At 49.6% G+C, this 26,786-nt stretch carries 27 protein-coding genes; 13 read left to right on the forward strand and 14 right to left on the reverse strand.

Features of this window, described 5'->3' with window-relative positions:
* Positions 1–39 precede the first annotated feature (39 nt).
* Complete coding sequence (locus tag ccrud_RS03070; protein ID WP_066569440.1) at positions 40–420, reverse strand: DUF5319 domain-containing protein; 381 nt, start codon at positions 418–420, stop codon at positions 40–42.
* 155 nt (positions 421–575) lie between these two features.
* On the opposite strand from ccrud_RS03070, the gene guaB reads away from it, so the two are divergent.
* From guaB to ccrud_RS03090, 4 genes are all read left to right on the forward strand, one after another.
* The gene (gene guaB / locus ccrud_RS03075; protein WP_066564701.1) at positions 576–2,096 is read left to right on the forward strand and encodes an IMP dehydrogenase; all 1,521 of its coding nucleotides are present in this window, start codon (positions 576–578) and stop codon (positions 2,094–2,096) included.
* Positions 2,097–2,212: 116 nt separating this feature from the next.
* Positions 2,213–3,337 carry a GuaB3 family IMP dehydrogenase-related protein gene (locus tag ccrud_RS03080; protein WP_066564704.1) on the forward strand — a complete coding sequence of 375 codons (1,125 nt, stop codon included), beginning with the start codon at positions 2,213–2,215 and terminating at the stop codon, positions 3,335–3,337.
* 156 nt (positions 3,338–3,493) lie between these two features.
* Entirely contained in the window at positions 3,494–5,065 is a 1,572-nt protein-coding gene (gene guaA / locus ccrud_RS03085) for a glutamine-hydrolyzing GMP synthase (protein WP_066564706.1), read from the forward strand.
* Positions 5,066–5,195: 130 nt separating this feature from the next.
* The gene (locus tag ccrud_RS03090) at positions 5,196–5,639 is read left to right on the forward strand and encodes an imm68 putative immunity domain-containing protein (RefSeq protein ID WP_066564710.1); all 444 of its coding nucleotides are present in this window, start codon (positions 5,196–5,198) and stop codon (positions 5,637–5,639) included.
* A gap of 14 nt (positions 5,640–5,653) precedes the next feature.
* Here ccrud_RS03090 and ccrud_RS03095 read toward each other — a convergent pair whose 3' ends face one another.
* Positions 5,654–6,838 carry a PspC domain-containing protein gene (locus ccrud_RS03095; RefSeq protein WP_066564712.1) on the reverse strand — a complete coding sequence of 395 codons (1,185 nt, stop codon included), beginning with the start codon at positions 6,836–6,838 and terminating at the stop codon, positions 5,654–5,656.
* Positions 6,839–7,002: 164 nt separating this feature from the next.
* Between ccrud_RS03095 and ccrud_RS03100 the strand changes: the two genes are divergently transcribed.
* The 3 genes from ccrud_RS03100 to ccrud_RS03110 are packed head-to-tail and all read left to right on the forward strand — an operon-like array spanning position 7,003 to position 9,218.
* Entirely contained in the window at positions 7,003–8,145 is a 1,143-nt protein-coding gene (locus ccrud_RS03100) for an ATP-binding protein (RefSeq protein WP_245670400.1), read from the forward strand.
* Positions 8,146–8,187: 42 nt separating this feature from the next.
* Positions 8,188–8,880, forward strand: coding sequence for a two-component system response regulator EsrR (gene esrR / locus ccrud_RS03105; RefSeq protein ID WP_066564714.1), 693 nt, complete (start codon positions 8,188–8,190; stop codon positions 8,878–8,880).
* Positions 8,880–9,218, forward strand: a complete 339-nt coding sequence (locus ccrud_RS03110) for a hypothetical protein (RefSeq protein WP_066564716.1) — start codon at positions 8,880–8,882, stop codon at positions 9,216–9,218. Before esrR ends, ccrud_RS03110 begins: the two co-directional genes overlap by 1 nt.
* A 56-nt stretch (positions 9,219–9,274) precedes the next feature.
* Here the strand turns inward: ccrud_RS03110 and ccrud_RS03115 are convergent, their stop codons facing one another.
* Together ccrud_RS03115 and ccrud_RS03120 are read right to left on the reverse strand one after the other, a co-directional pair.
* Positions 9,275–9,718 carry a hypothetical protein gene (locus ccrud_RS03115; RefSeq protein WP_066564718.1) on the reverse strand — a complete coding sequence of 148 codons (444 nt, stop codon included), beginning with the start codon at positions 9,716–9,718 and terminating at the stop codon, positions 9,275–9,277.
* 62 nt (positions 9,719–9,780) lie between these two features.
* Positions 9,781–10,749, reverse strand: coding sequence for a DUF4352 domain-containing protein (locus ccrud_RS03120; protein WP_245670358.1), 969 nt, complete (start codon positions 10,747–10,749; stop codon positions 9,781–9,783).
* Positions 10,750–10,938: 189 nt separating this feature from the next.
* Between ccrud_RS03120 and ccrud_RS15635 the strand changes: the two genes are divergently transcribed.
* Entirely contained in the window at positions 10,939–11,124 is a 186-nt protein-coding gene (locus ccrud_RS15635; RefSeq protein ID WP_245670359.1) for a Y-family DNA polymerase, read from the forward strand.
* Positions 11,099–11,506 (forward strand): DNA polymerase Y subunit UmuC family protein, encoded by a 408-nt coding sequence (locus ccrud_RS15640; RefSeq protein WP_245670360.1) that lies wholly within the window; start codon positions 11,099–11,101, stop codon positions 11,504–11,506. Before ccrud_RS15635 ends, ccrud_RS15640 begins: the two co-directional genes overlap by 26 nt.
* Positions 11,507–11,582: 76 nt before the next feature.
* Here the strand turns inward: ccrud_RS15640 and ccrud_RS03130 are convergent, their stop codons facing one another.
* Positions 11,583–12,218, reverse strand: coding sequence for an AMIN-like domain-containing (lipo)protein (locus ccrud_RS03130; protein WP_066564723.1), 636 nt, complete (start codon positions 12,216–12,218; stop codon positions 11,583–11,585).
* 161 nt (positions 12,219–12,379) lie between these two features.
* Between ccrud_RS03130 and ccrud_RS03135 the strand changes: the two genes are divergently transcribed.
* Positions 12,380–13,243 carry a ferredoxin family protein gene (locus tag ccrud_RS03135; RefSeq protein WP_066564725.1) on the forward strand — a complete coding sequence of 288 codons (864 nt, stop codon included), beginning with the start codon at positions 12,380–12,382 and terminating at the stop codon, positions 13,241–13,243.
* A gap of 8 nt (positions 13,244–13,251) precedes the next feature.
* On the opposite strand, the gene ccrud_RS03140 is transcribed toward ccrud_RS03135, so the two are convergent.
* From ccrud_RS03140 to ccrud_RS03170, 7 genes are all read right to left on the reverse strand, one after another.
* Positions 13,252–14,115: a prenyltransferase gene (locus ccrud_RS03140; RefSeq protein ID WP_066564727.1), complete on the reverse strand. Its 864-nt coding sequence runs from the start codon at positions 14,113–14,115 to the stop codon at positions 13,252–13,254.
* Between the two features lie 2 nt (positions 14,116–14,117).
* Positions 14,118–14,507, reverse strand: a complete 390-nt coding sequence (locus ccrud_RS03145) for a lycopene cyclase domain-containing protein (protein WP_066564729.1) — start codon at positions 14,505–14,507, stop codon at positions 14,118–14,120.
* Positions 14,504–14,902 (reverse strand): lycopene cyclase domain-containing protein, encoded by a 399-nt coding sequence (locus tag ccrud_RS03150; RefSeq protein WP_066564730.1) that lies wholly within the window; start codon positions 14,900–14,902, stop codon positions 14,504–14,506. Before ccrud_RS03150 ends, ccrud_RS03145 begins: the two co-directional genes overlap by 4 nt.
* A gap of 54 nt (positions 14,903–14,956) precedes the next feature.
* Positions 14,957–16,603 (reverse strand): phytoene desaturase, encoded by a 1,647-nt coding sequence (locus tag ccrud_RS03155; protein WP_066564731.1) that lies wholly within the window; start codon positions 16,601–16,603, stop codon positions 14,957–14,959.
* A complete protein-coding gene (locus ccrud_RS03160; RefSeq protein ID WP_066564734.1) occupies positions 16,600–17,517 on the reverse strand; it encodes a phytoene/squalene synthase family protein in 918 nt (305 codons plus the stop codon). The genes ccrud_RS03155 and ccrud_RS03160 overlap by 4 nt, the downstream gene beginning before the upstream one ends.
* A complete protein-coding gene (locus ccrud_RS03165) occupies positions 17,514–19,652 on the reverse strand; it encodes an MMPL family transporter (RefSeq protein WP_074025574.1) in 2,139 nt (712 codons plus the stop codon). The genes ccrud_RS03160 and ccrud_RS03165 overlap by 4 nt, the downstream gene beginning before the upstream one ends.
* Before the next feature lie 89 nt (positions 19,653–19,741).
* The gene (locus ccrud_RS03170; RefSeq protein WP_066564740.1) at positions 19,742–20,860 is read right to left on the reverse strand and encodes a polyprenyl synthetase family protein; all 1,119 of its coding nucleotides are present in this window, start codon (positions 20,858–20,860) and stop codon (positions 19,742–19,744) included.
* Positions 20,861–21,051: 191 nt separating this feature from the next.
* On the opposite strand from ccrud_RS03170, the gene ccrud_RS03175 reads away from it, so the two are divergent.
* On the forward strand, positions 21,052–21,639 hold the full coding sequence (locus ccrud_RS03175) for a MarR family transcriptional regulator (RefSeq protein ID WP_074025575.1): 588 nt from the start codon (positions 21,052–21,054) through the stop codon (positions 21,637–21,639).
* Between the two features lie 17 nt (positions 21,640–21,656).
* Here the strand turns inward: ccrud_RS03175 and ccrud_RS03180 are convergent, their stop codons facing one another.
* On the reverse strand, positions 21,657–22,307 hold the full coding sequence (locus ccrud_RS03180) for a lipocalin family protein (protein WP_066564748.1): 651 nt from the start codon (positions 22,305–22,307) through the stop codon (positions 21,657–21,659).
* Between the two features lie 157 nt (positions 22,308–22,464).
* Here ccrud_RS03180 and ccrud_RS03185 point away from each other — a divergent pair, with 157 nt between their 5' ends.
* Complete coding sequence (locus tag ccrud_RS03185; protein WP_066564750.1) at positions 22,465–23,988, forward strand: SDR family oxidoreductase; 1,524 nt, start codon at positions 22,465–22,467, stop codon at positions 23,986–23,988.
* Here the strand turns inward: ccrud_RS03185 and ccrud_RS03190 are convergent.
* On the reverse strand, positions 23,981–25,432 hold the full coding sequence (locus tag ccrud_RS03190; RefSeq protein WP_066564754.1) for a cryptochrome/photolyase family protein: 1,452 nt from the start codon (positions 25,430–25,432) through the stop codon (positions 23,981–23,983). The two genes, ccrud_RS03185 and ccrud_RS03190, sit on opposite strands and share 8 nt — an antisense overlap.
* 24 nt (positions 25,433–25,456) lie before the next feature.
* Between ccrud_RS03190 and crtX the strand changes: the two genes are divergently transcribed.
* A complete protein-coding gene (gene crtX / locus ccrud_RS03195; RefSeq protein WP_066564755.1) occupies positions 25,457–26,212 on the forward strand; it encodes a C50 carotenoid glucosyltransferase CrtX in 756 nt (251 codons plus the stop codon).
* The last annotated feature ends 574 nt before the right edge of the window (positions 26,213–26,786 follow it).

The raw sequence follows: 26,786 nt of genomic DNA on the forward strand, positions 1-26,786 counted from the left end.
CAAAACTGCTAGCAACACCCCAGTTGCTAGCAGTTTTTATTATTTAGCTTCCAATCCATCGAGATAACCGATGCAGTAGTCCCACGGAACATAAGCGTTGATATTTGGTTGTGCACTTGGTTCATGCACTGGGCTTAACTCACCATTTAATGTCGCATGCATATTAGCTGCCATGATGTCCCAGTCGTAATAATGGAATTCCTCGCAGTCCTCGCACATAAAAAAGACGCCTTCTATGCCACGCGGCCCCAGCGTTGTCTTAAATTCCATCACGAGGCGAAGATCTTGTTGCACATGGATGCGTTCTTCTTCGGAGATGGGCTCAGCGTGATCAAACGGGTCATCGTCGGTGATAAACAATGCCGGATCGTTTGGATCATCAGCAAAGGGGTCACGGGGCATCATGGCATCAAAATTCACCTTCACCACCCTATTGCTCTACTCGAGTAAAACCCAACACAAAGCTAATTTTCGGGGCTAGGAATACCATCTGAGCTGCATCGGTTATCCGAATTGAGTACAAGCTACTAAAGTCAAGATAATTGTGGACACAAAATGAGGAGGAGCTGTCGCATATGACCACCCAGAGCCGAGTTTCTACCGGAGGAGACGACCCTAATAAGGTTGCTCTCGTTGGATTAACCTTCGATGACGTACTTTTGCTTCCAGATGCGTCGGATATTGTCCCGTCAGAGGTAGATACCTCTACGCAGCTAACGCGCAATATTCGTCTGAATACCCCAATTCTTTCTGCCGCAATGGATACCGTTACTGAAGCCCGCATGGCTATCGGCATGGCACGCCAGGGCGGCATTGGTGTTTTACACCGTAACCTGTCGATCCAAGAGCAGGCGGAAAATGTTGAGCTGGTGAAGCGTTCCGAATCTGGAATGGTCACTGATCCTGTTACCTGTACTCCTGACATGAGCATCCAAGAAGTGGATGATTTGTGTGCACGTTTCCGCATTTCCGGTCTGCCTGTTGTTGATGAGGCCGGAAAGCTCGTTGGTATTTGCACCAACCGCGATATGCGCTTTGAAAGCGATATGTCTCGTCGTGTCGCTGAAGTTATGACTCCAATGCCTTTGGTTGTCGCTGAAGAAGGTGTAACCAAGGACCAGGCTCTTGCGCTGCTTTCTGCCAACAAGGTGGAGAAGCTTCCAATCTTGGCAAAGGACGGCAAGCTTGTCGGCCTGATCACGGTGAAGGATTTCGTTAAGACTGAGCAGCACCCGAACTCCTCCAAGGATGCATCAGGTCGTTTGCTGGTTGCTGCAGGCATCGGCACCGGCGAGGAATCATTCCAGCGAGCTGGAGCGCTTGCGGATGCTGGCGTTGACATTTTGGTTGTAGATTCCGCACACGCCCATAGCCGTGGCGTGCTGGACATGGTCTCCCGCGTGAAGAAAGCATTCCCCGGAGTTGACATCGTGGGCGGCAACCTTGCTACTCGTGAAGCAGCACAGGCAATGATCGACGCTGGCGCAGACGCAATCAAGGTCGGTATCGGTCCTGGTTCTATCTGTACTACTCGCGTTGTTGCAGGTGTTGGTGCTCCGCAGATCACTGCGATCATGGAAGCATCTGTTCCAGCTCACAAGGCTGGCATCCCAATCATCGCCGATGGTGGCATGCAGTTCTCCGGTGATATCGCTAAGGCACTTGCTGCTGGCGCTAACTCCGTGATGCTGGGATCTATGCTCGCTGGTACCGCTGAGGCACCTGGTGAGACCATCACCGTGAACGGTAAGCAGTACAAGCGTTACCGTGGCATGGGCTCCATGGGCGCTATGCAGGGTCGTGGACTAAGCGGCGAGAAGCGTTCCTACTCCAAGGACCGTTACTTCCAGGCAGACGTGAAGAGCGAAGATAAGCTGGTTCCAGAAGGAATCGAAGGTCGCGTGCCTTTCCGCGGTGCTATCGAGGACATCATTCACCAGCAGGTGGGTGGACTTCGTTCCGCAATGGGCTACACCGGCTCTGCCACCATTGAAGATCTTCATAACGCTCGTTTCGCGCAGATCACCAGTGCGGGTCTGAAGGAATCTCACCCGCACCACATTCAGCAGACTGTGGAAGCTCCTAACTACCACTAAAAACTGCTCTTAAACAGCCTGATTTCCGTATGGAAATCAGGCTGTTTCTGGTTGTGTCGCGGGTCTCGGGTAAAGTCTTCGACGTATACGACCTATTTAAGGGAGGCTCCGTCACAATGCGTGACCACGTTGAAATTGGCATCGGCCGTGAGGCACGACGCACCTACACTTTGGACGATATTTCTATCGTTTCCAGCCGCCGTACCCGTTCTTCTAAAGACGTTGACACCACCTGGCACATTGATGCCTACAAGTTTGATCTTCCATTCATGAATCACCCAAGTGATGCCTTGGCAAACCCTGAGTTTGTCATTGAGATGGGCAAGCAGGGTGGCCTTGGTGTGATCAACGCTGAAGGTCTGTGGGGCCGTCACGCAGATCTGGATGAAGCGGTGGCTAAGGTTATCGCAGCATATGAAGAAGGCGACCAGTCGGCAGCAACCCGCATGCTGCAGGAACTGCACGCAGCGCCTTTGGACGTTGATCTGTTGAGCGAGCGTATCTCACAGGTGCGTGATTCCGGCGAGATTGTGGCTGTGCGTGTATCACCACAAAACGCTCGTGAAATTGCCCCTACCGTGATTAAGGCTGGCGCAGATCTGCTGGTTATCCAGGGCACTCTGATTTCCGCTGAGCATGTCAACACTGGTGGCGAAGCCCTGAACCTGAAGGAATTCATTGGTTCTTTGGAAGTCCCAGTTATTGCTGGTGGCGTCAATGATTACACGACTGCGCTGCACATGATGCGCACCGGTGCAGTGGGCATCATCGTTGGTGGCGGAGAAAACACCAACAGCTTGGCAATGGGTATGGATGTATCCATGGCTACTGCAATCGCTGATGTCGCAGCAGCACGTCGCGATTACTTGGATGAAACCGGTGGGCGCTACGTTCACATCATCGCTGATGGCAGCATCGACACCTCTGGCGATGTCGTTAAGGCTATTGCCTGTGGCGCAGATGCTGTTGTTCTGGGTTCACCTTTGGCACGTGCCAAGGAAGCAGCAGGCAAGGGCTACTTTTGGCCATCCGTGGCAGCGCACCCTCGTTTCCCACGTGGTGTGGTGTTTGAATCTGTGGAATTGGATGATGCGACTCCAAGCCTGGAGCAGATCCTGCACGGTCCATCCACCATGCCATGGGGTGTGGAGAACTTCGAAGGCGGCTTGAAGCGCGCGTTGGCTAAGTGTGGCTACACGGATTTGAAGAGCTTCCAAAAGGTAAGCCTTCACGTTAACTAGGTGGTGCTCGCGCGCCCCTTGCCGTGACTTGCGGTGGAGGGGCGCGTCGAAAAGCCTCTTTTTAAAGCGTTAAAAGCCCTTAAAGCTTTTCGACGAGTGCCTGGCGGTGTGGCCAAAGAATCTTATTTACTGACTCGTCTAGTAGAGTGATTCCTTGTGAGCCTTCAGACAAATCATCGCCCAGTACTCGTCGTTGACTTCGGCGCACAGTACGCGCAGCTGATCGCACGTCGTGTGCGCGAAGCCGGCATCTACTCCGAAGTCATCCCGCACACCGCTACAGCAGCCGATGTGCGCGCTAAAAACGCCTCCGCCCTTATCCTTTCCGGCGGCCCATCCTCCGTCTACGCTGAGGGAGCTCCTTCCCTTGACGCAGAGATCCTTGAGCTCGGCTTGCCAGTATTTGGCATCTGCTACGGCTTCCAGGCTATGACCCACGCGCTCGGTGGCACTGTTGCCAACACCGGTAGCCGTGAATACGGACGCACCGACATTAATGTTGCCGGTGGCGTTCTTCACGAGGGTCTAGAAACCTGCCACAAGGTATGGATGAGCCACGGTGACGCTGTCTCTGAAGCCCCAGCAGGCTTCGAGGTCACTGCGTCTTCTCAGGGTGCACCAGTTGCAGCCTTTGAAAACAAGGACCGCAAAATGGCTGGCGTGCAGTACCACCCAGAGGTACTGCACTCCCCACACGGACAGCAAGTGCTAACCCGCTTCCTCACTGAGATCGCAGGCCTGAAGCAGGACTGGACCGCAGCAAATATTGCTGAGGAACTCATTGAGAAGGTCCGTGAGCAGATCGGCGAGACCGGTCGTGCAATTTGTGGCCTTTCCGGTGGTGTGGACTCTGCAGTTGCAGGTGCCCTCGTGCAGCGCGCAATCGGTGACCGCCTCACCTGTGTCTTCGTCGACCACGGTCTGCTTCGTGCCGGCGAGCGCGAGCAGGTTGAAAAGGACTTCGTCGCAGCAACCGGTGCAAAGCTGGTTACCGTTGATGAGCGTCAGGCATTCCTGACCAAGCTTGCAGGCGTTACCGATCCTGAAGCAAAGCGTAAAGCAATCGGCGCAGAATTCATCCGCTCCTTCGAGCGCGCTGTAACCGGCGTCCTTGAGGATGCTCCAGAAGGTTCCACCGTGGACTTCCTGGTTCAGGGCACCCTGTACCCAGACGTTGTCGAGTCCGGAGGCGGATCAGGTACCGCAAACATCAAGAGCCACCACAACGTTGGCGGACTGCCAGACGATGTGGAATTCAAGCTTGTTGAGCCACTGCGTGATCTCTTCAAGGACGAAGTTCGTGCCGTTGGCCGTGAACTTGGACTTCCTGAGGAAATCGTTGGCCGCCAGCCATTCCCAGGACCAGGACTTGGCATCCGCATCATCGGTGAAGTCACCGAAGAGCGCCTAGAGATCCTCCGCCACGCTGACCTGATCGCTCGTACTGAGCTGACCGCAGCTGGCCTGGACGGAATCATCTGGCAGTGCCCAGTGGTTCTGCTTGCTGATGTCCGTTCTGTTGGCGTCCAGGGCGATGGCCGTACCTATGGTCACCCAATCGTCTTGCGTCCAGTGTCTTCTGAAGATGCCATGACCGCTGACTGGACTCGTCTTCCTTATGAGGTGCTAGAGAAGATCTCCACCCGAATCACCAACGAAGTTCCAAATGTGAACCGCGTGGTGCTGGACGTGACCTCCAAGCCACCAGGAACCATCGAATGGGAGTAAGCCTAAAATAATAGTTTAGGTTTAAAGCGGCAATCACTTGTGTGATTGCCGCTTTCCGCTTTTTAGGGCATGTGTAAAAGCGTATGCTGGGAATCGTTCTTTTCATCACAACAGAGCAGGAGAGTCTTCGATGAGCGAAATCCTCGAGACCTATTGGGCACCACATTTCGGATCCACCGATGAGGCCAGCGCATTAGTGTCCTACCTGGCACAAGCAACGAGCGATCCCATTGAGGTACATGCGTTGTTTGCTGATCTGGGTCTAGATAGACTCTCTGGAAATTACACCGACACAGAGCTAGACGGTTTCGGTGATGCGTTTCTCGTGGTAGCAGCACTGTCTGTGCTCATTGCAGAAAATAAAGCTGCCGGAGCTATAGATTTGGGACAGCTCGGTGGTGCACAGAAGACAGTGCGCCTGCATATGGATTCCAAAGAAAACACCCAGATAAATACTGCGTTGAAGTATTTCGCACTTTCACCAGAAGACCACGCCGCAGCAGAGCGCTTTGATGAAGATGACCTCACAGAGCTTGCCGATCTTAGTGAACAGCTGCGTGGCCAGCTGGATTAATCCAGGGAAACTAATTAGTTATCTTGATCGGCGAATACGACATCGACATCGCCAATACCTGAGCTCACGAAGATATTGAGCATCGGGCCTTCCAAACCATCATTGTGTTCAGCAAGGTTTCCGACATCACAATGAGTGGTGCCCACACCAGCAGAACATGTCAGGTTGATGGGCACATTATCAGGCAAAGTTACTTTTACTTCGCCGATGCCAGAACTGATCTGGACATTGCGTACCCGATCAAGTTCAGTCAATTGGCTGAAATCAAGATCCATTTCGCCAACACCTGAAGAGTAGTTATCGGCTAAATCTCCATTGGTAGGGGAGAGATAGACATCCCCGATACCGGAGGTGTCTTCTTCAAAATGCCCTGGATCTATGCCCATGACAATAACACCAGCGCCCACTGTGAGAACCGCGCCGGTTCCTACTACGCCACCGACAATCCACGGCCACACGCGGTGCTTTTTTGCAGGTGTTGGGGGAGCGACCTGCATATCCCAGGAGTTGTACTGGTTGTGGGCAAGTGGATCCCACTGAGGAGCATCTGCAGATTGCTGTGCAAAAGGCGCATAATAACCATCGACTGGGGTGATTTCGCTGAGATCGGGTTGGGGTTGCGGGTATTGATCTTCGTTTTTCATGGTGGGATCATCCTCGGGAATGGTGAATTCAGTGGTTAAAAGTCCGCGGGGTGGAATGGGTTGTTTTTTGTGCAAGGCCCACCACATGGTTAAAAGTGCGAGATAAGTAATTGCGGAGGCTGGGCCGAATAATTTCGTAGCGCCAGAACCTAAAATTCCAGAAAAAATTAGGAATGCGATGAGCAGCCACCAGCCGTGATTTCGATCTTTGGTATGCCCTGGGGTCCACAAAGCCTCAACCGGGGAGACGGGGACGGAATAGCGTGGCATACACATCCATGCGAGGAGATAAGCTGCAATACCGGCTCCGAAGACACCCGAAACAACAAAAAATAGACGAATGAGTACTGGATCTATTTGATAGCGAATGCCAATGCCTTCACATACGCCGGCGACTTTGGCATTGCCACCTTGTTTAGAAGGTAAACGAACTGGTCGGGTCTGCCACATTTGTTGCATCACACTATCGGAAAGCGTTGGTGCAGGAGATTGAAAACTAGGTTGTGCAAAAGGAATAAAACCGTGGTGGTTCTGTGACTCCTCAAAAGTACTCATAGCTTCTATTGTGAAGCGTCTTGTTATAAAAGTGAATGGGGGAAAGCCCTGAAAAATGGGCCTTCAGGGTGTTCCCTGATGGATCCGTGTCGCAGGGCCATGACATGATCAAAGACATGAGTAATACACCGGCACCTTATACTTCGCAGCCAGCGGGAAACATGGTGCCTTTATATCCAGCTTTTACTAGATCAAGAGATGGCAGAGTTGTTGCGGGTGTAGCTGCCGGCCTTGCCAAACACCTCAATGTGTCTGTGTTGTGGGTGCGTGCGCTGCTAATTTTGGCAGCACTGCTCAGTGGCGCGGGCGTTTTTGCCTATGCCTTGATCTGGACTTTTACGCGCATTGAGAAAAAGGGCAGTGGGGAGGCGTCGAAAAGCAGCCGCTGGATGTCCTGGGGCATGGTACTGCTGGCAGTCGGTGGTGCGGCTGCTTCGTTGATGCTGAGCACCGGCTTTGCGCTGGGCACTCTGGTGCCTATTGGTGTGGTGGGTATTGGTCTGCTGATGGTCTGGCTGGCCTATGACCGCGGAATTGATTCTGGGCCGAATGTGCTGATCATCGCCACCGGCGGTGTGTTGATGCTGGCTGCGATCGTATTGATCGTGATGAATTGGGGTACTCAGGACGGCTTTTTGATGGCGCTGGCCGCAGTGGTGCTCACACTGATGGGCGTGGCGGCGCTCGGTGTGCCGTTGTGGGTACGGATGTGGGATCAGTTGGGCGAAGAACGCGCTGAAAAAGCTGCAGCTGCAGAGCGCGCAGACATTGCCTCCCGCCTGCATGATTCGGTGCTGCAAACCTTAGCGCTGATTCAAAAGCGTGCTGATGATCCAGCAGAAGTCGCGCGCCTTGCCCGTGGACAGGAACGCGAGCTGCGCCAATGGCTGTTTGATTCTCAAGATAAAACACCACAAACAACAGGCACGGTGTTTACCGCCTTGGAACGTGCTTGCGGTGAAGTAGAAGATATTTATGCCCTGCGCATCGTCCCTGTAACAGTGGGAACTGATGAAGCTTTGACGGAGCAAACGCAGGCAGCCGTGATGGCAGCCAGGGAAGCGCTGGTGAATGTGGCCAAGCATGCCGGTGTAGAAACCGCCGATGTGTATGCCGAAATTATGCTCGGGGAGCTCAGCATTTTCGTACGTGATCGTGGTACAGGATTTGATCCGGATAACATTCCGGATGGACACCATGGCCTTGCCGAATCCGTGCATGGCCGGGTGGAACGAGCAGGCGGAAAAGTACGGATTAAATCCACCATTGGTGAAGGCACCGAAGTAGCTATCACCATGGATGTCTAGCTAGTCGTACGCGCTCGGCAGTGTCGTTGTAACCTGAAAGACATGGTTGATGTGTTTTTGGTCGATGATCACTCCGTGTTTCGTTCCGGTGTCAAAGCAGAATTAGGCGACGCTGTCACAGTAGTCGGCGAAGCCGGAACGGTGGCTGATGCCGTAGCCGGCATCAAAGCAAGCAAACCGGAGGTGGTGCTTCTCGACGTCCACATGCCCGATGGCGGCGGCCTCGCAGTCCTCCAGCAGATCAACGAATCCGATGTAGAAACCATCTTTCTGGCGTTGAGCGTGTCCGATGCAGCTGAAGATGTTATCGCGATCATCCGCGGCGGTGCCAGGGGATATGTCACCAAATCGATCTCTGGCGAAGAACTCGTAGAAGCCATCAACCGCGTTAACTCCGGCGATGCTTTCTTCTCCCCACGCCTCGCAGGCTTTGTTCTCGACGCTTTCGCAGCACCCGATTCCACCGCAGGTGCAGGCATCGTGGACGCACCCGAAAAAGACGCAGCCGTAGAATCAGGCAAGATTCTCGACGACCCCGTAGTTGATGCCTTAACCCGCCGTGAATTGGAAGTATTACGCCTTTTAGCCCGTGGATACACCTACAAAGAAATCGGCAAAGAGCTGTTTATCTCTGTTAAAACAGTGGAAACCCATGCCTCTAATATCCTGCGGAAAACCCAACAATCCAACCGCCACGCGCTTACCCGCTGGGCTCATTCAAGGGATCTTGACTAATGGCATCATCTAAAAAGAAGGGCGCTGGTTCGTCGGGCTCGCGGGCTCGGGCTGGGCGTGGGGCTGGTGGCTCTGAGCAGATTGATCAAAGCCAAGCGAAATTTACCTTCCAACCCACCAGAACACTGCTGTTCAGCATTATTTTCACCGTTCTAGTGATGTGGCAATCAGGCTTTTCCCTCTGGTATGCCATCCCGATGTGGTTCTTCGTTTGGGCGATCTTTATTCTCGGCCACAGTTTTTATAACTGGGCGAACCTCAAACTAATCCAGATGGGACGCCGCAACAAACAAGTCTTAGAAGAACAAGAACAGCAGAAAAAGAAGCGAGGATTCTAGACTTTTCTTCGGCCCGTTTGAGTGGCGAGCTTAGGCGTGCTGTTTGGGAATTTTGTCTAGGTATTTTTGCGAGGCTCTTGCGCAAACGCCAGCTTTCGGCTGCCATCCACATGGGGGAATGTGAGATAGGTCCAGCCGGCAGCTGCAATAAATACTAAAATTGTTGCCCACAGTGGCGCACCTGAAATAAGCGGTGTGAGCATTAGCGCCAACCACGTGAAAAACAGCGGCATGACTTGCCCGATAGTGGGGACCGGCGAAATATTGTGCTGGAAACGGTACATTCTCATTTCCCCACGATAAGGATGAGCAAACGCGATCAGTAGCGCAAGTGCCAGACCAATACCAGTGATAGAGAACTTCACGGTTGGAGCCAGGTCAGTGGTCAGAGCTGCAAGAGCTGCACCTACCAAGAATGAACAACTAATCCTTACACTCACAGGTGTTGGAATTGGAGTGACATGGGATTTCATATTGGAGTAGCTGTTCATCGGATCCATAGGTCTAAGAGTATCGCCTTCCGAAATCCCATGCCGCAGGAGTGCACTCTTTGAATTTAGACTTATGGTCCATAGACCCATTGGCCACCTGAGCACATCATCATATTTCCCGATGCATCTTGTCCACCAGCTTCGTATCCTTCACATGTCCCACCTGGTGTAGCAGTCCCGACTCCGAGAGGTTCTGGACCGTAGACCCAGATTGGGTTGGGGGTTCCTGCGTAAATACAGACTAAGTTTGAACCATCTGCAGCTTGACTTGGCTGCTGGAGCATTGAGACAGGGCAAGAAGCACCATAAGCAGGTGCCGCAGGAGCTGGGGCTACAGAAGTTTCAACGGTGTTTTGTGAGATTACAGTTTCCTGTGCTGGAGCTTGCAGAGGGGTGCTCGGATCGATTGGTGTTTCTTCTCGTGGAGTAGTTATTCCAGTGGCTGGCTTCGAATTGCTCAAATCATTGAGCGCAATCCAAGTTAGTTTCCCAGCACCGAGCTCACTATGCGAGAAACCAAATTGCTCTGCAGTGGCATCTTGAGGGATTTGGAATACCCAGGTCATTGGCGCATCGAAACCTGATCCCAAATGATGGTTGCATTCCGGGTTGCCAGGAATTAGGAATAAATCCCGTATTGGTTGGTATACGGCCTCTTGATCAGTAGAGATTTCCGTGTAGACAGTTGAACCAGTGGCTGCACAGGTGAGGTCCATATCTGCTCCACTTTCATTCTTTATAGTTGTTTCGACTACGACGAAGATTCCGTCTTCTCTAGACATCTCGGGTTGGATATCGCCAGAAGGCCTGTCTAGAGATTCCATATCTATAGAGCCTGTTGTGAAGGCGGAATTGATAGTGATCGTCACGCCGTCAGCTGATACTGCGGAGTTCATTTCAGGCAGAGTCGAGGTTGTTTCCGACGCAACACTAGACACTGTTGTTTCAGATCCATCAGTGTCTGCCGTGGAGGAACAGGCGGATAATCCTAGGCCCAAGGCGATTAATGCTGTGGCGAAGGTACCGGAGCGTTTAAACATGATTCGACTTTTCCTCAGCCTTTATTTGATTTCGTTTCGAGTAAAAAAACTCAATCTAACAGGTTTTGCTTCCATTGATGTTGAAATGGTTTTTGAAAAGTAGATAAGGGGGTAAAGCTTCGCTTGGGCGATGTGATGACGCGAGTGATGGTCTTGTGGTTTCCCGATTAGCCGGTGCAGGCGGTGCATTTGGATGAGGATGTACCTGCTCACAATAAATCTGTGGCTATTGCTGCGTATTTTAGTATTCAGGTGTGTGGCTTGGCTGCTTGGAAGCATGGTGTGCGCCGGGGGATGAAAATCCGTCAGGCGCAGGCGCTATGCCCTGAGCTGGAGGTTGTCGATGCAGATGTGGATCGTTGCCTCGCTCGGTGAGGTTACAGCCAGCATCGAAGTGCTTCGTCCAGGCAGGGTAGTCATTGATGAGGGTGCTGCTGCGCATTATCACGGTTCAGAAGATAGAGCTGTAGAAATGATTATCGACACCGCCCTATGCCAGGGCATTGACCTCTACGCCGGCGTTGCTGATGAGATTACGACGGCCGTTATTGCAGCGAGGTCGAATGGGGGGGGGGCGTCGAAAAGCTTTTTACTCCAGCAAGCGCTGCTGAGTTCTTCTCCTTATACATTATCGTGGGGTGCCACTAAATATCTGATCACCGGATGGGCGAGGCCGTGGCCTGTGGATGATCGATGGTGGGAGAAAACCGGCACAAAATATGCCCGATTCCAAGTGGTGGAGGCGGGCAGTATCTGAAGAAAGGCAGTTATGCGTGTGGCTTTTAATATGGAGGGAAAATAAGTGGCGTATCGAGGCCACTTATTAACCGCAGTTACTTCGCTAAAACATCGACAACCAGGCGTGGTGGATCTTGGAGCACATTGACAGAATAAGGGTGCTTGCCGTTGAGTCCGATGACAAATTGGGAGCGACCCTCAAAGGTGCCTGCGCTGATAACTTGGGAGACGATGCTGCCGGAGCCGTCGACAGTGCCGATGGCTGGATCTTCAAGGCCTAAATCAAAAGGATAAACAGTGCCATCGATATTCACATTGAGTGCGGTATCACCAGTGAATTTGATGGGGTTTCCGCTGCCTTGTTGGGTGGGGTTGGAGGTGTAATCAATGAACCAACCTGGATCGCCTTGGCCGGTGAGATCAAAGACTACTCGGTCAAAACCACTGTGTGAGCCGATCCGAACGCCGGTGACCATGAGCTGTGCAGGTGCTTCAGGTCGAAGAGTTTTCATGGCAACGTCTGCTTCACCGAGCGCGGTTGGGCCGGTGGAAGCTTGGTTGGAGAGCTGTGCGCCATCGGCAGTGGCAGACATTGTTTGGGTGGCAGAGCCTGCAGGGGTGGAGGATGTGGATGTTCCGCAACCGGCAAGAGCTAAGGCGCTGGCACTGAGGATGGCCAGAACACTGAAGCGGGCACGATGCTTTGATAGAGAGGTTGGCTGCACAATCATGCCCACACACTAACCCCGTTCAGCTACGGAAACCTAAGCAAGAAGCACTATTTTGCCTAATCGTGAACGAATTGTTGTAAAACATGCATAAAACACCAGGATGCTTCAGAATCTCGTGCACGTAGAAATGGTGCGATGACAACAACACTAAGCTGGTTGGCATGACTCTTCGCTGTTCTGATATCAATGTTGAACCCCTTCCCGGCACTGCTAAAACAGGCGCTGGTTTTGTGTTATTGGAACATGCTGGCCCCTGGAGCCACGATATTTTAGATGGTGGAACCTTTGATCTTGAGTTGACTGCTGCGTTGAAGAAGCATTTGAAAGCGTCCAACATGGGGTTGCAGTTGTTGAGGAAGCCGGGGCGGGAGGGACGAAACGTCGAAAAGCATAATCTTTTTCTTGTTTTTTCTGAAGCCTCAATTATTGAGCACTTGGAGCTCGATGCGCCGGCCGATATTTTGGACCTTGATTTAAGTGGGCCGGGGAAAAATAATGCACAGCGTATGGATGAGCCGATGTTGCTGATTTGCACGCATTCGAAGCGCGATGTGTGTTGTGCGCTCAAGGGGCGTCCATTGGCGGCGGCCGTGGAACCACAGTTTGGGCCGTTGCATGTGTGGGAGGCTTCGCACACCAAAGGTCACCGTTTTGCGCCATCGATGCTGCTTATGCCATGGAACTACTCTTATGGCCAGCTTAATGAGGCAGAAACCGTGCAACTTTTTCAAGGCGCGCTGGCTAATAAACTCTTCTTGCCTGGAAACCGTGGTCGAGGAACCTACGATGCCCGAGGACAAGTAGCAGAAATCGCTGTGGCAGAAGCCTTCGGTGAAGCGGTCCAACCTGCAAGTTTGCAAGTTCAACTCGAAGAAAACTCTGTTGTAGTCACCCACCCTGAAGGACGATCGTGGAGTGTTGAACTAGATCGCATCGAAGTGGAAGGCGTGGTGTCATCCTGTGGTGATCAGCCAAAAACCGGAAAGGCGTGGGTAGCTAGGCAGGTTACAGAACTGAGCGGATAAAAGTAGGGTTATATCTGATGAATTGCCATTAGCAGTATCGTTATCACAGCACCAACAAAGTAATTCAGCCAGAGGAAAACCTTCCAGCTGCGATTAGCCTGTTCACAAGTTTCATTTGTGATATTCCAAAATCGTGCAGCGTTAAACACGTAAGTTAGTATCGCAAGCCCAACGATCCACGCCGGATTTGGCAAGGTAGTGGCTAAAACAGCGGCTAGTAGATAAAGTACTACCGAAAAACGAATAGCCCCACGAGCACCAATCACAGTGGCAATCGAACTCAGCTCAGCTTCCCGATCAGCATTAACATCTTGCACCGCTCCAAGTATCTGGCTGGCCATACCCCACAAGAAAAAAGATCCCAGTGCTATCCACATAGCTGTTGAAAGGTTTGCGCCAGTAATCGTTGCACCAACTAATGCTGGTGAAGTGAAGTGGGTCGAGGATGTCAGAGCATCTAGAAAAGGACGTTCCTTAAAACGTAACTTTGGCGCTGAATAAGCAATTACCGCTAGTGCTGAGATTGTCAGCCATGTAGCCGACATCCATGTGCCAAATATGAAAAGAATAACTAGGAAAGGAACTGTTGAGATAGCAGAAGCCCATAACAGTGTGCTGTGGGAACTTTTCGGTAGTACAGCTCCCTCGACCCCTCCTTTACGAGGATTACGTATATCAGATTCGTAATCAAAAACATCGTTGATGCCATACATAGCAATGTTGTAAGGAATGAGAAAAAATATAATGCCTAACCAAAATAGCCAATCGATATCTCCTCCATTGAGTAGGTACGCAAGACCAAAAGGGTAGGCAGTATTAACCCAGCTAATGGGACGAGAGGATAATAAAATTAATCTTATTTTTTCAATCATGACTACGGTTTTTCCTGCTCGGAGTGTGCTGTGGTCGCATTAGTTGTGCTTTGAGCAGTCATGTTTGGGGATGAACGGCTCGTACCGCTTTTAAAGCTGCTGAATATATTTCCGGGCAACCATATAGAGGGAATCAGGAGTACGGCAAAGAGCGGATAGAAAAGATCTTCAAGGGGGATCAAACCGAGCCAGATACCAAGATGCTGGGTATCGCCATAGCCGAAGAAATCGGCCCAGACCATGAGGTTATCAAATATGATAGTTAAGGTGCATAGTATCAGAGCACTCATAACGGTGATTAGTAAAAGTTTAGGTGTCCCAGACCGAAGCTTTAACAAAAATAGGATCATTGCGACTGCTAAAAAAGGGATACTCATAAAAACATAAGTCATGGCTCAACCTCCGGAGTGATAGTTGATTGGGGAGTAGCGCTCTGTGAGGAACGAGGAGACTTTTTTTCTGGCTTTTTGGGCAAGGGTACTTTAAGCAATAACGCCACTGCGGAGGTCAGGTTTAGCGTGATATAGCAGAGGAAGAACAGGAAAAATAGTTCTTCAATTGGCATATGGGGCGCAAGATTAATACCGGACATGAATGCAGAATCTCCGCGGTAGAAAGTGCCAGTAATAATGCCAAAAATATCCCACAACAGAAATCCACAATATGCAGCGCCTAGCGAGACGATGGCTCGCACTGGATGACGGAAAAATGCAAGTTTCCAGCGGTGATCGCAAATTGCCATACAGCCGATGAGAACGAGTACCGAACCTAGATAAATAAAGGACATGAAAATATCGCTATCCTGCTTACTCTTTTGAAATATCAATGATTGGGATCAGAATTAATGATCGTATGAGGTTCTTTGAGAGGGCTTGGTCTTGTATGGCAAGGGCTCAGGCAGCGGTCCTGCAGTGGTATCTGCATGTAAACGTTTAATAATATTCTCGGCAGAAATTAAACACATGGGTATTCCTACGCCTGGGACGGTGGTAGCGCCAGCGTAAAAAAGGTTGTTTACCTTGCGTGAGCTATTACGTCCTCTTAAGAAGGCAGACTGCATGAGAGTGTGTGCTGGACCAAGCGCGCTTCCTACCCATGAATGGTAGCGGCGTTCAAAATCAGCAGGGCCAATTGTGCGTTTAACTACGATTCGGTCAGCCAGGTCAGCAATGCCAGCTTGCTTAGCGATTTGGTTGATAGCATATGACGCGATTGTTTCCACTGGCGATGAAGCCGCCTGCAGATAAGCATCACCGTGGCCTATGCTGCTGGAAGCCTTGGTTGGAATCAAAATGAAAAGATTCTCAAATCCAGCAGGTGCAACACCATCTTCCGAAGTGGAAGGCTTAGAGACATAAATGGAATTTGACGCATTGTTGGGACGGGTAGATTGAGGACCATCGAAGACAACAGCAAAATCATCTGTCCAGTCCTCGCTGAAGAAAAGATTATGGTGATCGAGCTGGGGTAAGTCACCTCTCACACCCAGCAGGATTAATACAGCTCCGATTCCAGGATTACGATTAGACCAGTATCGTTCGGGATAGGTCCGAAGTTTCCGGGGCAGTAGATTATTTTCTGTATGGTGTAAATCGCCTGCTGAAACCACAAGATCTGCATCTAGATTGTCTACTTGGCCATTGTGCAGCATGCTGACACCGGTGGCGGTAGTGCTGCCATGGACCGCGGCAGTGTTGATGGAAGTGACCTCAGTATCAAACTGAAACTTGACCCCGTTTTCCAGCGCCAGCCGATGCAATGCATTGACCACTGCGGTGAACCCACCTACAGGGTATTTAACTCCCTGCACCAAATCGGTATGGCTCATTAAGTGATACATCGATGGGGTAGTAGTAGGACGCGAAGAAAGAAATACTGCCGGATAGGTAAGGATTTGACGCAATACCAGACTGGTGAACTGACTATTGACGTAAGTTTCTAAAGAACGGGTCAGTAAGGAAACTAGCCGGCCAGCACGGGTGAGCACGTCATAATGCAGAAAAGGGCCTAGACTGGAGAAATTATTATAGAGAAATCTATCAATTGCGATGTTATAAGCATCGGCAGCACCGTCAAGATAATCTGATAGTTTTGCGCCCGCACCGGATTCGATGGATTCGAATAAAGCGATTGCTTTGTCACGTCCGGTGGATACATCCACAGGGTTTAGATCACCGGAAAAAACTCGGTAGCCAGGGGTTAAATCTACCAAATCGAAATAATCGGAGGTGCGGGCATCAAAGAGAGCAAAGAAGTGGTCAAAGGCCTCAGGCATGAGATACCAGGATGGGCCGGTATCCCACCGGAAACCGGCAAAACCTGCTATTTCGAGTGACCCGGCCCGACCACCGACATCACTGTTTTTTTCCAGCACAGTTACTTGCCAACCATCGCGAGCTAATAGCGCAGAGGTGGCTAGACCGGCAACACCTGCGCCGATGACTACTGCTGTACCTGGGGAATGTTGAGTTTTACTTTGCGCTGTCATCGAGATTTCTTTCTGTAGATACTCAAAGATAAGCCCTTCATTGTGGCGCTGGTGAGTATGCAGAGTTTGGTCTGCAGTGGAACTCTGATTCGTTTGTGCAACAGATCGGAGGCTGGTGTGACCTGAATGCGGTCGGTGAGTTTTTGAAAGAGCAAAGAAGCAGAGATTACTCCGATTCGAGCCTGTAGTGGTATCTCGGGAAATGCAGCATGTGCAGTTCCTAGATCTTGACGAATATCAGCGATGAGATAGTTTTTTTGTTCTTCGGTGAAAGTTCCCGGGGTGGTGTCAGGGAAATAAAAACGGCCCAAATTTTGCTGATCTTCTGCTAGATCACGGAGGAAGTTGATTTTCTGGAATGCTGCTCCCAATGCGCGTGCTCCGTTTTGCATAAGCTCTAGCCGTTCGGCGCTAATCGCCCTACCTTGATTGAAAACGCTTAGGCATAGCAGACCTATGACCTCGGAGGATCCGTAGACATACGTTGCGAAGCTATCTGAATCGTGCGTGTCAGCTATGAGGTCCTTGCGCATTGATGCAAAGAAGGCCACTATATGTTCCTGATCGAAGTCACAGCGCCGGGCGGTCTCACCATAGGCTTGCAAAATGAGATCTGTGTTGAAGCGTTGTTGTGGTGCTGTGAGAACGGCAACTTCATAAGTATCAAGGATTTCTTCAATTTTGGCAGTGGAATAACCAGCGGCATATGCAGTTCCATCGACAATCTCATCGGCGATACGAACCACCGCATAGAGATTGCGTATGTCTTTTCGTATGTGCGGTGATAGTAACCACGTAGACATACTGAAGCTTGTGGAGTATTTTTCAATCACTTTGTGTGAAGCCTTGAACGCTACCCGGTTGTAAAGTTGCAATGCGCGACTAAGAAAAATAGGTGAACGTTGGTGTGTCATAGCTCTAGCTGCTTCTGGTCTTTCTGCGTGGTCAGCTTCGAAGGCCACCAGATTTTTGGTCCGATGTCATAAAACAGCGCAGGTACTAAGAAGGCACGCACGAGCAAGGTATCAATAAGCACCCCGAAGGCGACGATAAAGGCAATTTGCGCTAGGAATAGAATTGGGATCACATAGAGTGCTGCGAAAGTTGCAGCGAGAACTACCCCAGCTGAGGTGATTACTCCACCTGTGACTGTCAAACCTCGAAGGATTCCCTGTCTTGTGCCGTGTGCTTTTGTTTCTTCACGGATTCGCGTGACTAAGAAAATGTTGTAGTCGATGCCCAAGGCCACCAAGAATACAAATCCATATAGAGGAACGGCGGGGTCTGCTCCGGGGAAGTTGAATACATGATTGAATAGCAAAGCAGCCACACCCAAAGCTGTAGCAAAAGACACCACAGTGGTGATGATCAGCAAAATTGGGGCGACAATGGAACGTAACAACAGTATGAGAATAACCAAAATCACCAGCAATACGATTGGGATGATCAGGTTACGGTCATGAAGAGAAGCATCGTTAGTATCTACGGAAGTGGCAGTGACACCGCCTACTAGTGCTGTTATATTTTCATCTGCTAATGCTTGACGGACTCTACGAATAGCATTTTGAGCTTCTTCGGAATCTGGTGCTTCAATTAGCGTTGCTTGTAATAGGACTTGTCCATCTACAACTATGGGGTTTGGTGCAGTGCCAGAACTCAATGGCATGATGCCATCAGCAGTAATTGGAGCTGAGCCAGACGGAGAGTCAGCACTGGATACAGTAACACCATCAAAATCGTCATTGTTGAGCACTACATCAGCAACCCGTGGTGCCTCTGTTTCATCAACGATGATATAAGCAGGGCTTCCGGAGCCGCCGGGGAAGTGTTCGCCTAAAGCTTGTTGGCCATCACGTGCTTCGGAGGCGCCTAGAATTAGGTCGGATTGGGAGACACCATCAGCATTCATCGTGGGGACAAAAGCCACACCCATTAGCAGCACGATAAGTGTGGATATCCAAATGGCACGAGGATGGTGCTTAACAAGGCGAGCTACTTTTGACCAGATTCCAGTGGCAGGGATGCCATTTTCAGCACGGACTACTTCAGGTTCATATTTTGGTCGCTTGGGCCAAAAGGCTACCCGACCGAATACAAACAACAGTGCTGGTAGGAGGGTAAGAGCAGAAAGCATAGCAAAGATGATGCCCACTGAAGCTACCGGGCCCAGGGTGGAGTTAGATTTCAAATCACTAAACAGTAGGCAGAGGAGACCGGCAATAACAGTGCTGCCCGAGGCAAGGATTGGTTCCACAGATGCCCGGATGGCTTTACCTGTGGCTAGTGCTTTGTCTTGGTGTACGCGAAGCTCTTCGCGGAAACGTGCAACGTATAGCAGTGAATAGTCGGTGGCAGCACCAATAACTAGGATGAACAAAATGCCTTGAGTCTGACCCGAAAGCAGCAGGATGTCCCACTTAGCTAGCCACCACACCACCAATAGAGCTACAGTCAGCGCAAACAAACTGGTGGCAAGCACGGCGATGGGCAGAATGAAGGAGCGATAGACGATGACAAGAATGACAAGGACGGCAGCCAAGGCGACTGCTAGGAGTAGCCCATCAATACCCGCGAAAGCTGCGCTGAGATCAGCGGTAAACCCAGCCGGTCCGGTCACATAGGTGCTCACATAGTCCGGCGTTTGCTGGGTCAAGGTCTCAGAGAGCTTCTCGACGCTTTCCGTCAGCTCCGCTGATGGATTGAGGGGGACAAACACTTGGACAGCTCTGCCGTCCTCGGATGGAATAGCAGGGGAGACTTCATCGGAAACTATGTCTAATTCTGAAAGCCCAGCAACAACTTCATTGAGTTGTGTGATGTCTTGCTGTGTTAAGGGTTCATCGCTGACCATTACGACAATGGCTGGGATGGATTCAGAATCAGTAAAATCTCCCAACTGTTCCTGTACTTGAGTGGCATCGGCAGATTCTGGCAGATATGTGGTCTGGCTGTTGGAGGAGACCTCACTAACCTTGCCAAAATAAGGACCGCCGACTCCAGCTCCTACAAGCCAAACTAAAATTAGCAAGGCGGGCAGAAAGATTCTCATCAAGCGAGGAGGACCAGATTTCTTCTTGTTCTCTGTTGTGATGCTAGTAGACATCAAATTCACTTCCGTTAAAGGCGTAAAGGTTAGTTCTAAGATTTGCGGCTGGCTAGTTGCTCAACTTGTTTAAGTAATAAATTTTGAGCCTTGGGATCTACCTGGCTGCTTAGTGTTTTGATCATCGAACGGCAGATATTTAAGTGGTTGGAGATGGCATTCAAGGAGTGATTCTTTGCTCCACACTGTATGAGAAGATGTTGAATTCGCTCTGCCTGAGAGGTGCTCAGATCTGCGGAGCCGAAGTTGTCTTGAATATCAGTCCATTTAGCAGTATCTCGAGCGAAGGCGATAATTGTAGTTTCTTTTCCTTCTCGAAGGTCAGAAAAGGCATCTTTGCCGTGTTCGGCTGCGTCACCAAAAGTAGATAAGTAATCGTCCTGCAATTGATAAGCGATGCCCAAGTTTGTGCCTATCTCACCTATCTTTGTTTCAATCTCCTGAGGTAGTTCCGCGAGAATTGCCGCTGCTCTCATTGGAAGTTCAAAAGTGTATGTGGCTGTTTTTAGCCGACTCATTTCTAGAGCAATGTCCATATTGGGGCTGATGGCTTTGCTGCTTAATCCCACATCAAGAAACTCACCCACAATAGTGTCATTTATCGTGTGGTTGAGTAAATCTAAAAGTCGAACCCGTTGGTGATGTGGAAGGTCAAGGCGCGCGAAGATTTGATGGGTGGCAGCAAGAAAAAGATTTCCCATAAGCAGTCCATTAGATTGTGCCCAATCTAGATGCTCTGGATCGCGCTGGATTTGTGCAAAACTTTCAGGTGTGCGATGCATGAGAATCTGCCCAATAAAATTAAGTTTGCCTCGGCGATAGAGGTCTCCGTCAATAACATCGTCATGAACCAAAAGGGAAAAATGCAGTAGTTCTAGAGCTACTGCTACCTGTAAAACGGTGTTGAGATTGACCTCAATGTCATCGTCTACAAGCGTGTTGTATAGCCCCAGTAGCATCCGAGGACGGATTAACTTGCCACCTCGCAAAGCTTGGAAAGCAGCATCTAGGCAGGTACGGAACTCTGGTTGATATGTGCTGCACTGTTGAGATAGCGAAGCGCAGATGCGGTTTAGTTCCCGATAAATCTCATCATTGAAATCAAGATCAGGATGAGTTGAATGTTCTGTGGTGATTGTCATGCCATTGTCCATTCGAATATCACACGGCCAGTTGTGTCACAAAAATTCCCGATCGTTGTATATGGCGCTTTATTTTAATGAAGTACGGAAAGTGTGAAATCGGGTTCAGAAAAATAATGTGCCTACAAGAAATTTATAGTATCCCATGAGTTAATATTTTTAAAAATAAACTTTATCTGACTTTGTAAAAGAATATGATTAATATACTGAATATGCAGGAACCAGATAAAATCCATGCGACAGAATCTACACTTCGTAATATTTATGACGTGAAAACTAGTGATCCCAGAAGTGAATTAGTTGATCGTTCTGGCATGTCGGAAGAAGACATTGCACAAATTGGGCGGCTAATGAAATCACTGGCGGGTCTTCGCGATGTGGAGCGTGGTATTGGTGAAGCATCGGCACGTTATATGGAGCTAAGTACCGTTGATATGCGAGCCTTGCACTATTTAATTGTGGCGGGCAATGCGGGCGAAGTGGTGACTCCGGGAATGCTTGGAGCTCACCTTAAGCTTTCCCCGGCATCTGTAACAAAGACGCTTAATAGGCTAGAAAAAGGTGGACATATTGTTCGTAATGTGCACCCCGTCGACCGCAGGGCTTTCGCCCTCACGGTGACTGATGCCACCCGTGGAGAGGCGATGCGGACGCTTGGTAAGCATCAGGCGCGTCGTTTTGATGCTGCTAAACGATTGACTCCACAAGAGCGTGAGGTGGTTATCCGATTCCTTCAGGACATGGCCCAGGAGTTATCCCTTAATAATGCACCATGGCTCAACGGGGAATAGATGACCATCTACGTTAATTAAAGTATGCAGAGCGGAGTGGCGGTGTTTAAGCCGCCTGTTGCTGGGACTGTAATGAATGCGCATGGCCACCATCCACGGTTTTCCGTGATGTTACGAATGTGAGACCATTGTTCACTGCTGAGGGTCGGTGTACGGGAAAGTATGAATCCTGAGGAGCGGCTTGGGCTGCCGACGATCGCCAGTGAATAGTCATCTTCGATATAGGTCACGCGGTAGTTTGCCTGATTGTCTTCACTCTGAAATGGAACGCCGGGGAAACTAACCTTTAGTGAAGCATTGGAAACTACTTTAGCGCTGCCTTCAATGACTGACGGTCCAAAAAGGGTGCCACAGCTGTTAGTCACGGAGATTGTACTTGAGTCGATCATGCCATATTCGGCGGTAGTGTCATGGGAGCACTGTAGTGAGTATGGCTGGGGAATGGCTGCTATTTGGTACCACGTGCCTTGGTAGCGTTCGAGGTCAATGCTGTTCTCAACTTCAGGCAGGGCTTGGTTTTCGGGTACTGAACTTAGGTTAGATACCTGCGAGGAGCCACCTGCAAGTCGTCCACCATCAAAAATGTCTTGGGCGTGTGCCGTGGCTATTCCGAAAATTGAAATGGCTGAGAGTAGTGCTGTGGTGACAAGTTTGCTTGAAATGCGCATAAACTAAATCCTTTCTTTATGTTTATATTAACTCAAGAGTTACTACTGCTAAAAGTATAGTACGTAGTTGTAGATGAGTGAAGAATTTCATAGAAATCGCAATTGATTCCCGAAAGACCCAAGAGAAAAATCGCACGATTTGCCTATACTTGCGCTCATGGATAATCAACTTCGCCCCACTTTGCATTATCAAGCTAAAAACCCGCACCAGCGAGTACTGGTCACCGGTGCGACAGGCTACATTGGCGGCAGGTTGATTACTGAATTACTTGCTGCCGGTTTCCAAGTTCGAGCCACCTCCAGGAAAAAAACAAGTCTTCAGCGCTTTGACTGGTACCAGGACGTCGAGGCAGTGGAAGCTGATCTGACTGACTCGACTGAGTTAGGTACCTTACTTAAGGATGTAGACGTTGTTTTCTATCTAGTGCATTCCATGGGAGGTAAGAATGTTGATTTTGAAGAGCAAGAGCAACGCACTGCTGAAAATGTAATCCAAGCTGCTGATCAAGCCGGGATAAAACAGATTGTCTACCTTTCCGGCTTACACCCGCGTAATCGAAAAATAGAAGAATTATCTAAGCATATGCGCTCGCGGGAGAAAGTTGCCCAGATCTTGCTGGCTGGCCAGACACCAGCATTAATTTTAAGGGCGGCCACCATCATTGGTTCCGGTTCTGCATCTTTTGAAATAATTCGTCATCTCACGGAGCGTTTGCCTAGGATGATTGCGCCTCAGTGGATCACTAACCAGATTGAACCTCTAGCGATACGTGATGTCCTGCATTACTTGATCTCGGCGGTCGATTTAGCAAATCCAGTCAACCACTCCTGCGATATCGGGTGTGGTAAATCCTATGAATTTGCGGAACTATTGCGTATCTATGCTGATGTCCGAGGGCTGAAACGTCATGTGAATTCAGTTCCCCTCAACCTGCCTATGGATAAGCTGTCTGGCCTGTGGATTAGTTTAGTTACACCTGTTCCATATCAACTGTCTTTTCCATTGGCGCAATCAATGGCAGAAGATGCCGTCACCGAAGAGCACAGCATCAAAGATATTATTCCAGATCCACCCGATGGATTTATTGAGTATCGGGAAGCAGTAGAACTGGCGTTAGCTGCGGAATCTGACCGTGGAGTCCCAACGTCCTGGGACCGTAGTTGGACCATACAACAGCCGTGGGCCAGCCAGCCGACTGATCCAGAGTGGGCAGGTAAATCAGTTTATGAAGATGTCCGCACGGAAGATACTGATCTTCAAGCAGCTCAAGTCTGGCCGATTATTGAAGGTTTGGGTGGCGCTAACGGCTGGCATTCTGCACCATTGCTATGGCGACTAAGAGGTATCGCTGACCGACTCATTGGTGGCCCAGGCCTGGGCGGACGGCGGGATCCCCGGCATTTGAAACTTGGTGATCGCATCGATTGGTGGCGTGTCACTGAAATCGATCCACCGAATAGATTAGTGCTCACCGCAGAGATGAAAGTAGATGGCGACGCTTGGCTTATCCTTGAAGTCAAGGACAATGAAGGCGGCGGATGTACTTATACCCAGCGCGCAGTGTTCGAACCAAAGGGGCTGCCCGGTTACCTCTATTGGTGGGTTGTCTCACCTTTCCATGCGATTATATTTCCTTATATGCGTTCGAATATTTTGAAAGCTGCGCATAAACTTATTTAATTGCCGTGTAGGCGTCTAAGGCGATTTGACGGGACTCTTTCAGATCTACGATGGGATCCGGATAGGCCGGTGTTCCATATTCGGGTATCCAGCGACGAATATAGGTTTCATCTGGATCAAATTTTTTCGCTTGGGTGGCAGGATTAAAAATACGGAAATAAGGAGAAGCATCATCTCCGCTGCCAGCGGCCCATTGCCAGTTAAAAGCATTAGAAGCAGGATCAGCATCTACTAGAGTTTCCCAAAACCATTCTTCGCCATGACGCCAATGGATCTGGAGATTCTTGGTTAAAAAACTAGCTACTACCATTCTGGCGCGATTGTGCATTGATCCGGTGGACCACAATTCTCGCATGCCCGCATCGACTAGCGGAATTCCTGTTTTTCCTGCACGCCATGCTGCTAAATCCTCATGGAATTGGTCAGCCTTGGTGGAAGTAAGAGGGGTGGATGGAGTGTTAAGTTTATCTTTTTCACTCGGGTCCCAGGACCATCCGAAACGATTAAATTGCGTACGAACGTTTTGCGTGTCCATGTGCGGCAGGGCGTAAAGTCGATGCCACGCAAAATCTCTCCAGAGAAGTTCTTTAAGAAATAACTCAGTTCCTTCAGAGTCTATTGCTGCAGTCTCTGCCCACACGCGGTGGATGCTGATCTCACCAAATCTTAGATGAGCAGATAATTTACTCGTAGCGGATCGAGCTAAGCTGTCTCGAGCTTGCGGGTAGTCCTGTAGATGTTCCAAAAAATCAAAGAGTTTTTCCGAAGCATTTTTTTCACCGGGAGCACAGTCCTTAACTAACTTTGTCGCCCAAAAAGGTTGCTCTATTTCTGGAATGCTTGGCAGCTCTACATGCTCTGGCCCTGTTAAGTGAGAGGGGACAGACACATTGTTTGTAGCAGTTTCATAGGCATTTGCTCTGGCTACTTCCCATGCTGCTTTAGAAAAAGGGGTATATACCTTGTAGGGAGTTCCAGTAGCGGTGCTGACTTCCCAAGGTTCAGTGAGTAAAAAACCTGGGTGGCTATGCACTTCAAGCCCCTGCTCGCGGAGATTTTTTTTGAGAGTGGCATCTACTTCACACAACGGTTGATGATAGCGTCGATTCCATGTGACGGCTTTGACTTCTATCTCGGATACTATTTTCGGCAGTATTTCAAGCGGGTTACCGATACGTCGTAGCAAAGGTACTCCGTAAGAAGAAAGATCTTGGGCTAAAGCATTAAGGCTTTGTTCCCGCCACCATCGTGCTGCGGCCCCAATGCTGCGATTGATGGTTTCGTCAATGAAGAGTCCAATAACAGGGCCATGATCAGCAGCCCATTTTAAGGCAGCATTATCACTTAGTCGGAGGTCATCGCGGAACCATAGAAGGGTGGGAGAGCTTTGTGGATCATGTATAGCTAATGAGTTTAAAATAAACACGCTTGCGTTTGCATTCATCCAACTGTGGAGAAAGCCAGATTTATGACAACCTCAATCCAACGCAGTATCAGTATCGTAATTCCATGTCTAAATGATGCGGTACTTCTAGAACAGTGCTTAAGCTCAATTGTTGCGCAGACTCTTCAACCTGAGGAAGTCATCGTCGTGGATAACGGTAGCACTGATAACTCAGTTGAAGTGGCAAATCGGATGGGAGCTCGAGTGGTTCATGAGCCACTTCAAGGCATCACTTGGGCTAGTGCCGCTGGATATAATTCTGCACGTGGAGATCTAATTGTCCGTTTCGACGCAGATTGTGTGATTGCTCCTGATTATCTAAGCCAAGTCAATGCCATTTGGAATCGTACAGAGGAGACACCTGGCCGCACTGTAGTTGCACTAACAGGTACCGGAAGTTTTGATATTCCTGGACGTATGGGAGAGTGGTTGGCTGCATGCTACCTAGGTGCCTACCGATGGTCCACGAAACAAGCACTAGGACACTATCCGATTTTTGGTTCGAATTCCGTTATTAGCAGGCAATGGTGGGAGGATGTAAAAGACCAAATTACGTTATCAGAAACTTTTGTGCATGAGGATATGTACTTTTCCTTCTTTGTCCGCCCACATGAGACAGTCTGGTTCCAAAAAAATTTAAAACTCATCATGCATCCACGTGCTTTGATGGGAGTCCGGCAGTCCTTTATCCGATTGGTGCGAGGATTTTATACTATTAAAATTGCTTGGAAAAGAGAACCAGTCCATCAGCGACTGGAATCTAGAAGAGATTGGACCTGACTTTTCTTTTTTTAGATTCCTAACATCCCCAACAATCTGGGGTTGGTAGCTCATCTGTTTATGGTGGTTAATCACAACACATCTCAGGGGATTAATTGCGTCTGAATCGATCAGAAAGCGCTGTAGCTCGATTCCTAGCCTATGCAAAAAGATTCAGCACAGAATTTTAGCGGCTTATAAACCCTGGTGCCTATGACTATTAGGGCTGTAGTAAGAAACATGGAAAGTCTAAGCCTAAAAGGAACTACATTGCGTCAGTATTGACCTGCGCTTTCTTTAGAAACCGAAGATCTTATGAAGCGGTACCGCAGATCCGATACGCAGAAAAGCGGTACTAAATAGCCGAACGCGTCAAAGTATTTGCTTTGCTTATGATCGTGTCCCTTGCGATTTTTGGCTTCATTGTTTTGCACAATAACCTTTTTTGGAGCACCCTGGTGGGTTTTCTGGTCTGGTATTGGTCTTGGGGCTGTATTAGTCGTAATCGGAATTTATGAGGTCATTGTCTAACCAGAACCTATGCTACTTATATTCCTTATTCCACTTGGCTTTGGATTCTGCTTAGGCGGTTTGG

The sequence above is a fragment of the Corynebacterium crudilactis genome (assembly GCF_001643015.1).
Lineage (GTDB): Bacteria > Actinomycetota > Actinomycetes > Mycobacteriales > Mycobacteriaceae > Corynebacterium > Corynebacterium crudilactis.

What these genes read in the sequence shown, in the direction of transcription:
- ccrud_RS03155 (WP_066564731.1), bottom strand. Translation starts at nt 16,603, where the DNA reads ATGACAGCGCAAAGTAAAACTCAACATTCCCCAGGTACAGCAGTAGTC.
- ccrud_RS03130 (WP_066564723.1), bottom strand. Translation starts at nt 12,218, where the DNA reads ATGATTGTGCAGCCAACCTCTCTATCAAAGCATCGTGCCCGCTTCAGT.
- ccrud_RS03120 (WP_245670358.1), bottom strand. Translation starts at nt 10,749, where the DNA reads ATGTTTAAACGCTCCGGTACCTTCGCCACAGCATTAATCGCCTTGGGC.
- ccrud_RS03135 (WP_066564725.1), top strand. Translation starts at nt 12,380, where the DNA reads ATGACTCTTCGCTGTTCTGATATCAATGTTGAACCCCTTCCCGGCACT.
- ccrud_RS03110 (WP_066564716.1), top strand. Translation starts at nt 8,880, where the DNA reads ATGGCATCATCTAAAAAGAAGGGCGCTGGTTCGTCGGGCTCGCGGGCT.
- esrR (WP_066564714.1), top strand. Translation starts at nt 8,188, where the DNA reads ATGGTTGATGTGTTTTTGGTCGATGATCACTCCGTGTTTCGTTCCGGT.
- ccrud_RS03190 (WP_066564754.1), bottom strand. Translation starts at nt 25,432, where the DNA reads ATGAATGCAAACGCAAGCGTGTTTATTTTAAACTCATTAGCTATACAT.
- ccrud_RS03090 (WP_066564710.1), top strand. Translation starts at nt 5,196, where the DNA reads ATGAGCGAAATCCTCGAGACCTATTGGGCACCACATTTCGGATCCACC.
- ccrud_RS15640 (WP_245670360.1), top strand. Translation starts at nt 11,099, where the DNA reads ATGTGGATCGTTGCCTCGCTCGGTGAGGTTACAGCCAGCATCGAAGTG.
- ccrud_RS03180 (WP_066564748.1), bottom strand. Translation starts at nt 22,307, where the DNA reads ATGCGCATTTCAAGCAAACTTGTCACCACAGCACTACTCTCAGCCATT.
- ccrud_RS03080 (WP_066564704.1), top strand. Translation starts at nt 2,213, where the DNA reads ATGCGTGACCACGTTGAAATTGGCATCGGCCGTGAGGCACGACGCACC.
- ccrud_RS03095 (WP_066564712.1), bottom strand. Translation starts at nt 6,838, where the DNA reads ATGAGTACTTTTGAGGAGTCACAGAACCACCACGGTTTTATTCCTTTT.
- crtX (WP_066564755.1), top strand. Translation starts at nt 25,457, where the DNA reads ATGACAACCTCAATCCAACGCAGTATCAGTATCGTAATTCCATGTCTA.
- ccrud_RS03145 (WP_066564729.1), bottom strand. Translation starts at nt 14,507, where the DNA reads ATGACTTATGTTTTTATGAGTATCCCTTTTTTAGCAGTCGCAATGATC.
- ccrud_RS03170 (WP_066564740.1), bottom strand. Translation starts at nt 20,860, where the DNA reads ATGGACAATGGCATGACAATCACCACAGAACATTCAACTCATCCTGAT.
- ccrud_RS03140 (WP_066564727.1), bottom strand. Translation starts at nt 14,115, where the DNA reads ATGATTGAAAAAATAAGATTAATTTTATTATCCTCTCGTCCCATTAGC.
- ccrud_RS03115 (WP_066564718.1), bottom strand. Translation starts at nt 9,718, where the DNA reads ATGGATCCGATGAACAGCTACTCCAATATGAAATCCCATGTCACTCCA.
- ccrud_RS03185 (WP_066564750.1), top strand. Translation starts at nt 22,465, where the DNA reads ATGGATAATCAACTTCGCCCCACTTTGCATTATCAAGCTAAAAACCCG.
- guaB (WP_066564701.1), top strand. Translation starts at nt 576, where the DNA reads ATGACCACCCAGAGCCGAGTTTCTACCGGAGGAGACGACCCTAATAAG.
- ccrud_RS03165 (WP_074025574.1), bottom strand. Translation starts at nt 19,652, where the DNA reads ATGAGAATCTTTCTGCCCGCCTTGCTAATTTTAGTTTGGCTTGTAGGA.
- ccrud_RS03150 (WP_066564730.1), bottom strand. Translation starts at nt 14,902, where the DNA reads ATGTCCTTTATTTATCTAGGTTCGGTACTCGTTCTCATCGGCTGTATG.
- ccrud_RS03160 (WP_066564734.1), bottom strand. Translation starts at nt 17,517, where the DNA reads ATGACACACCAACGTTCACCTATTTTTCTTAGTCGCGCATTGCAACTT.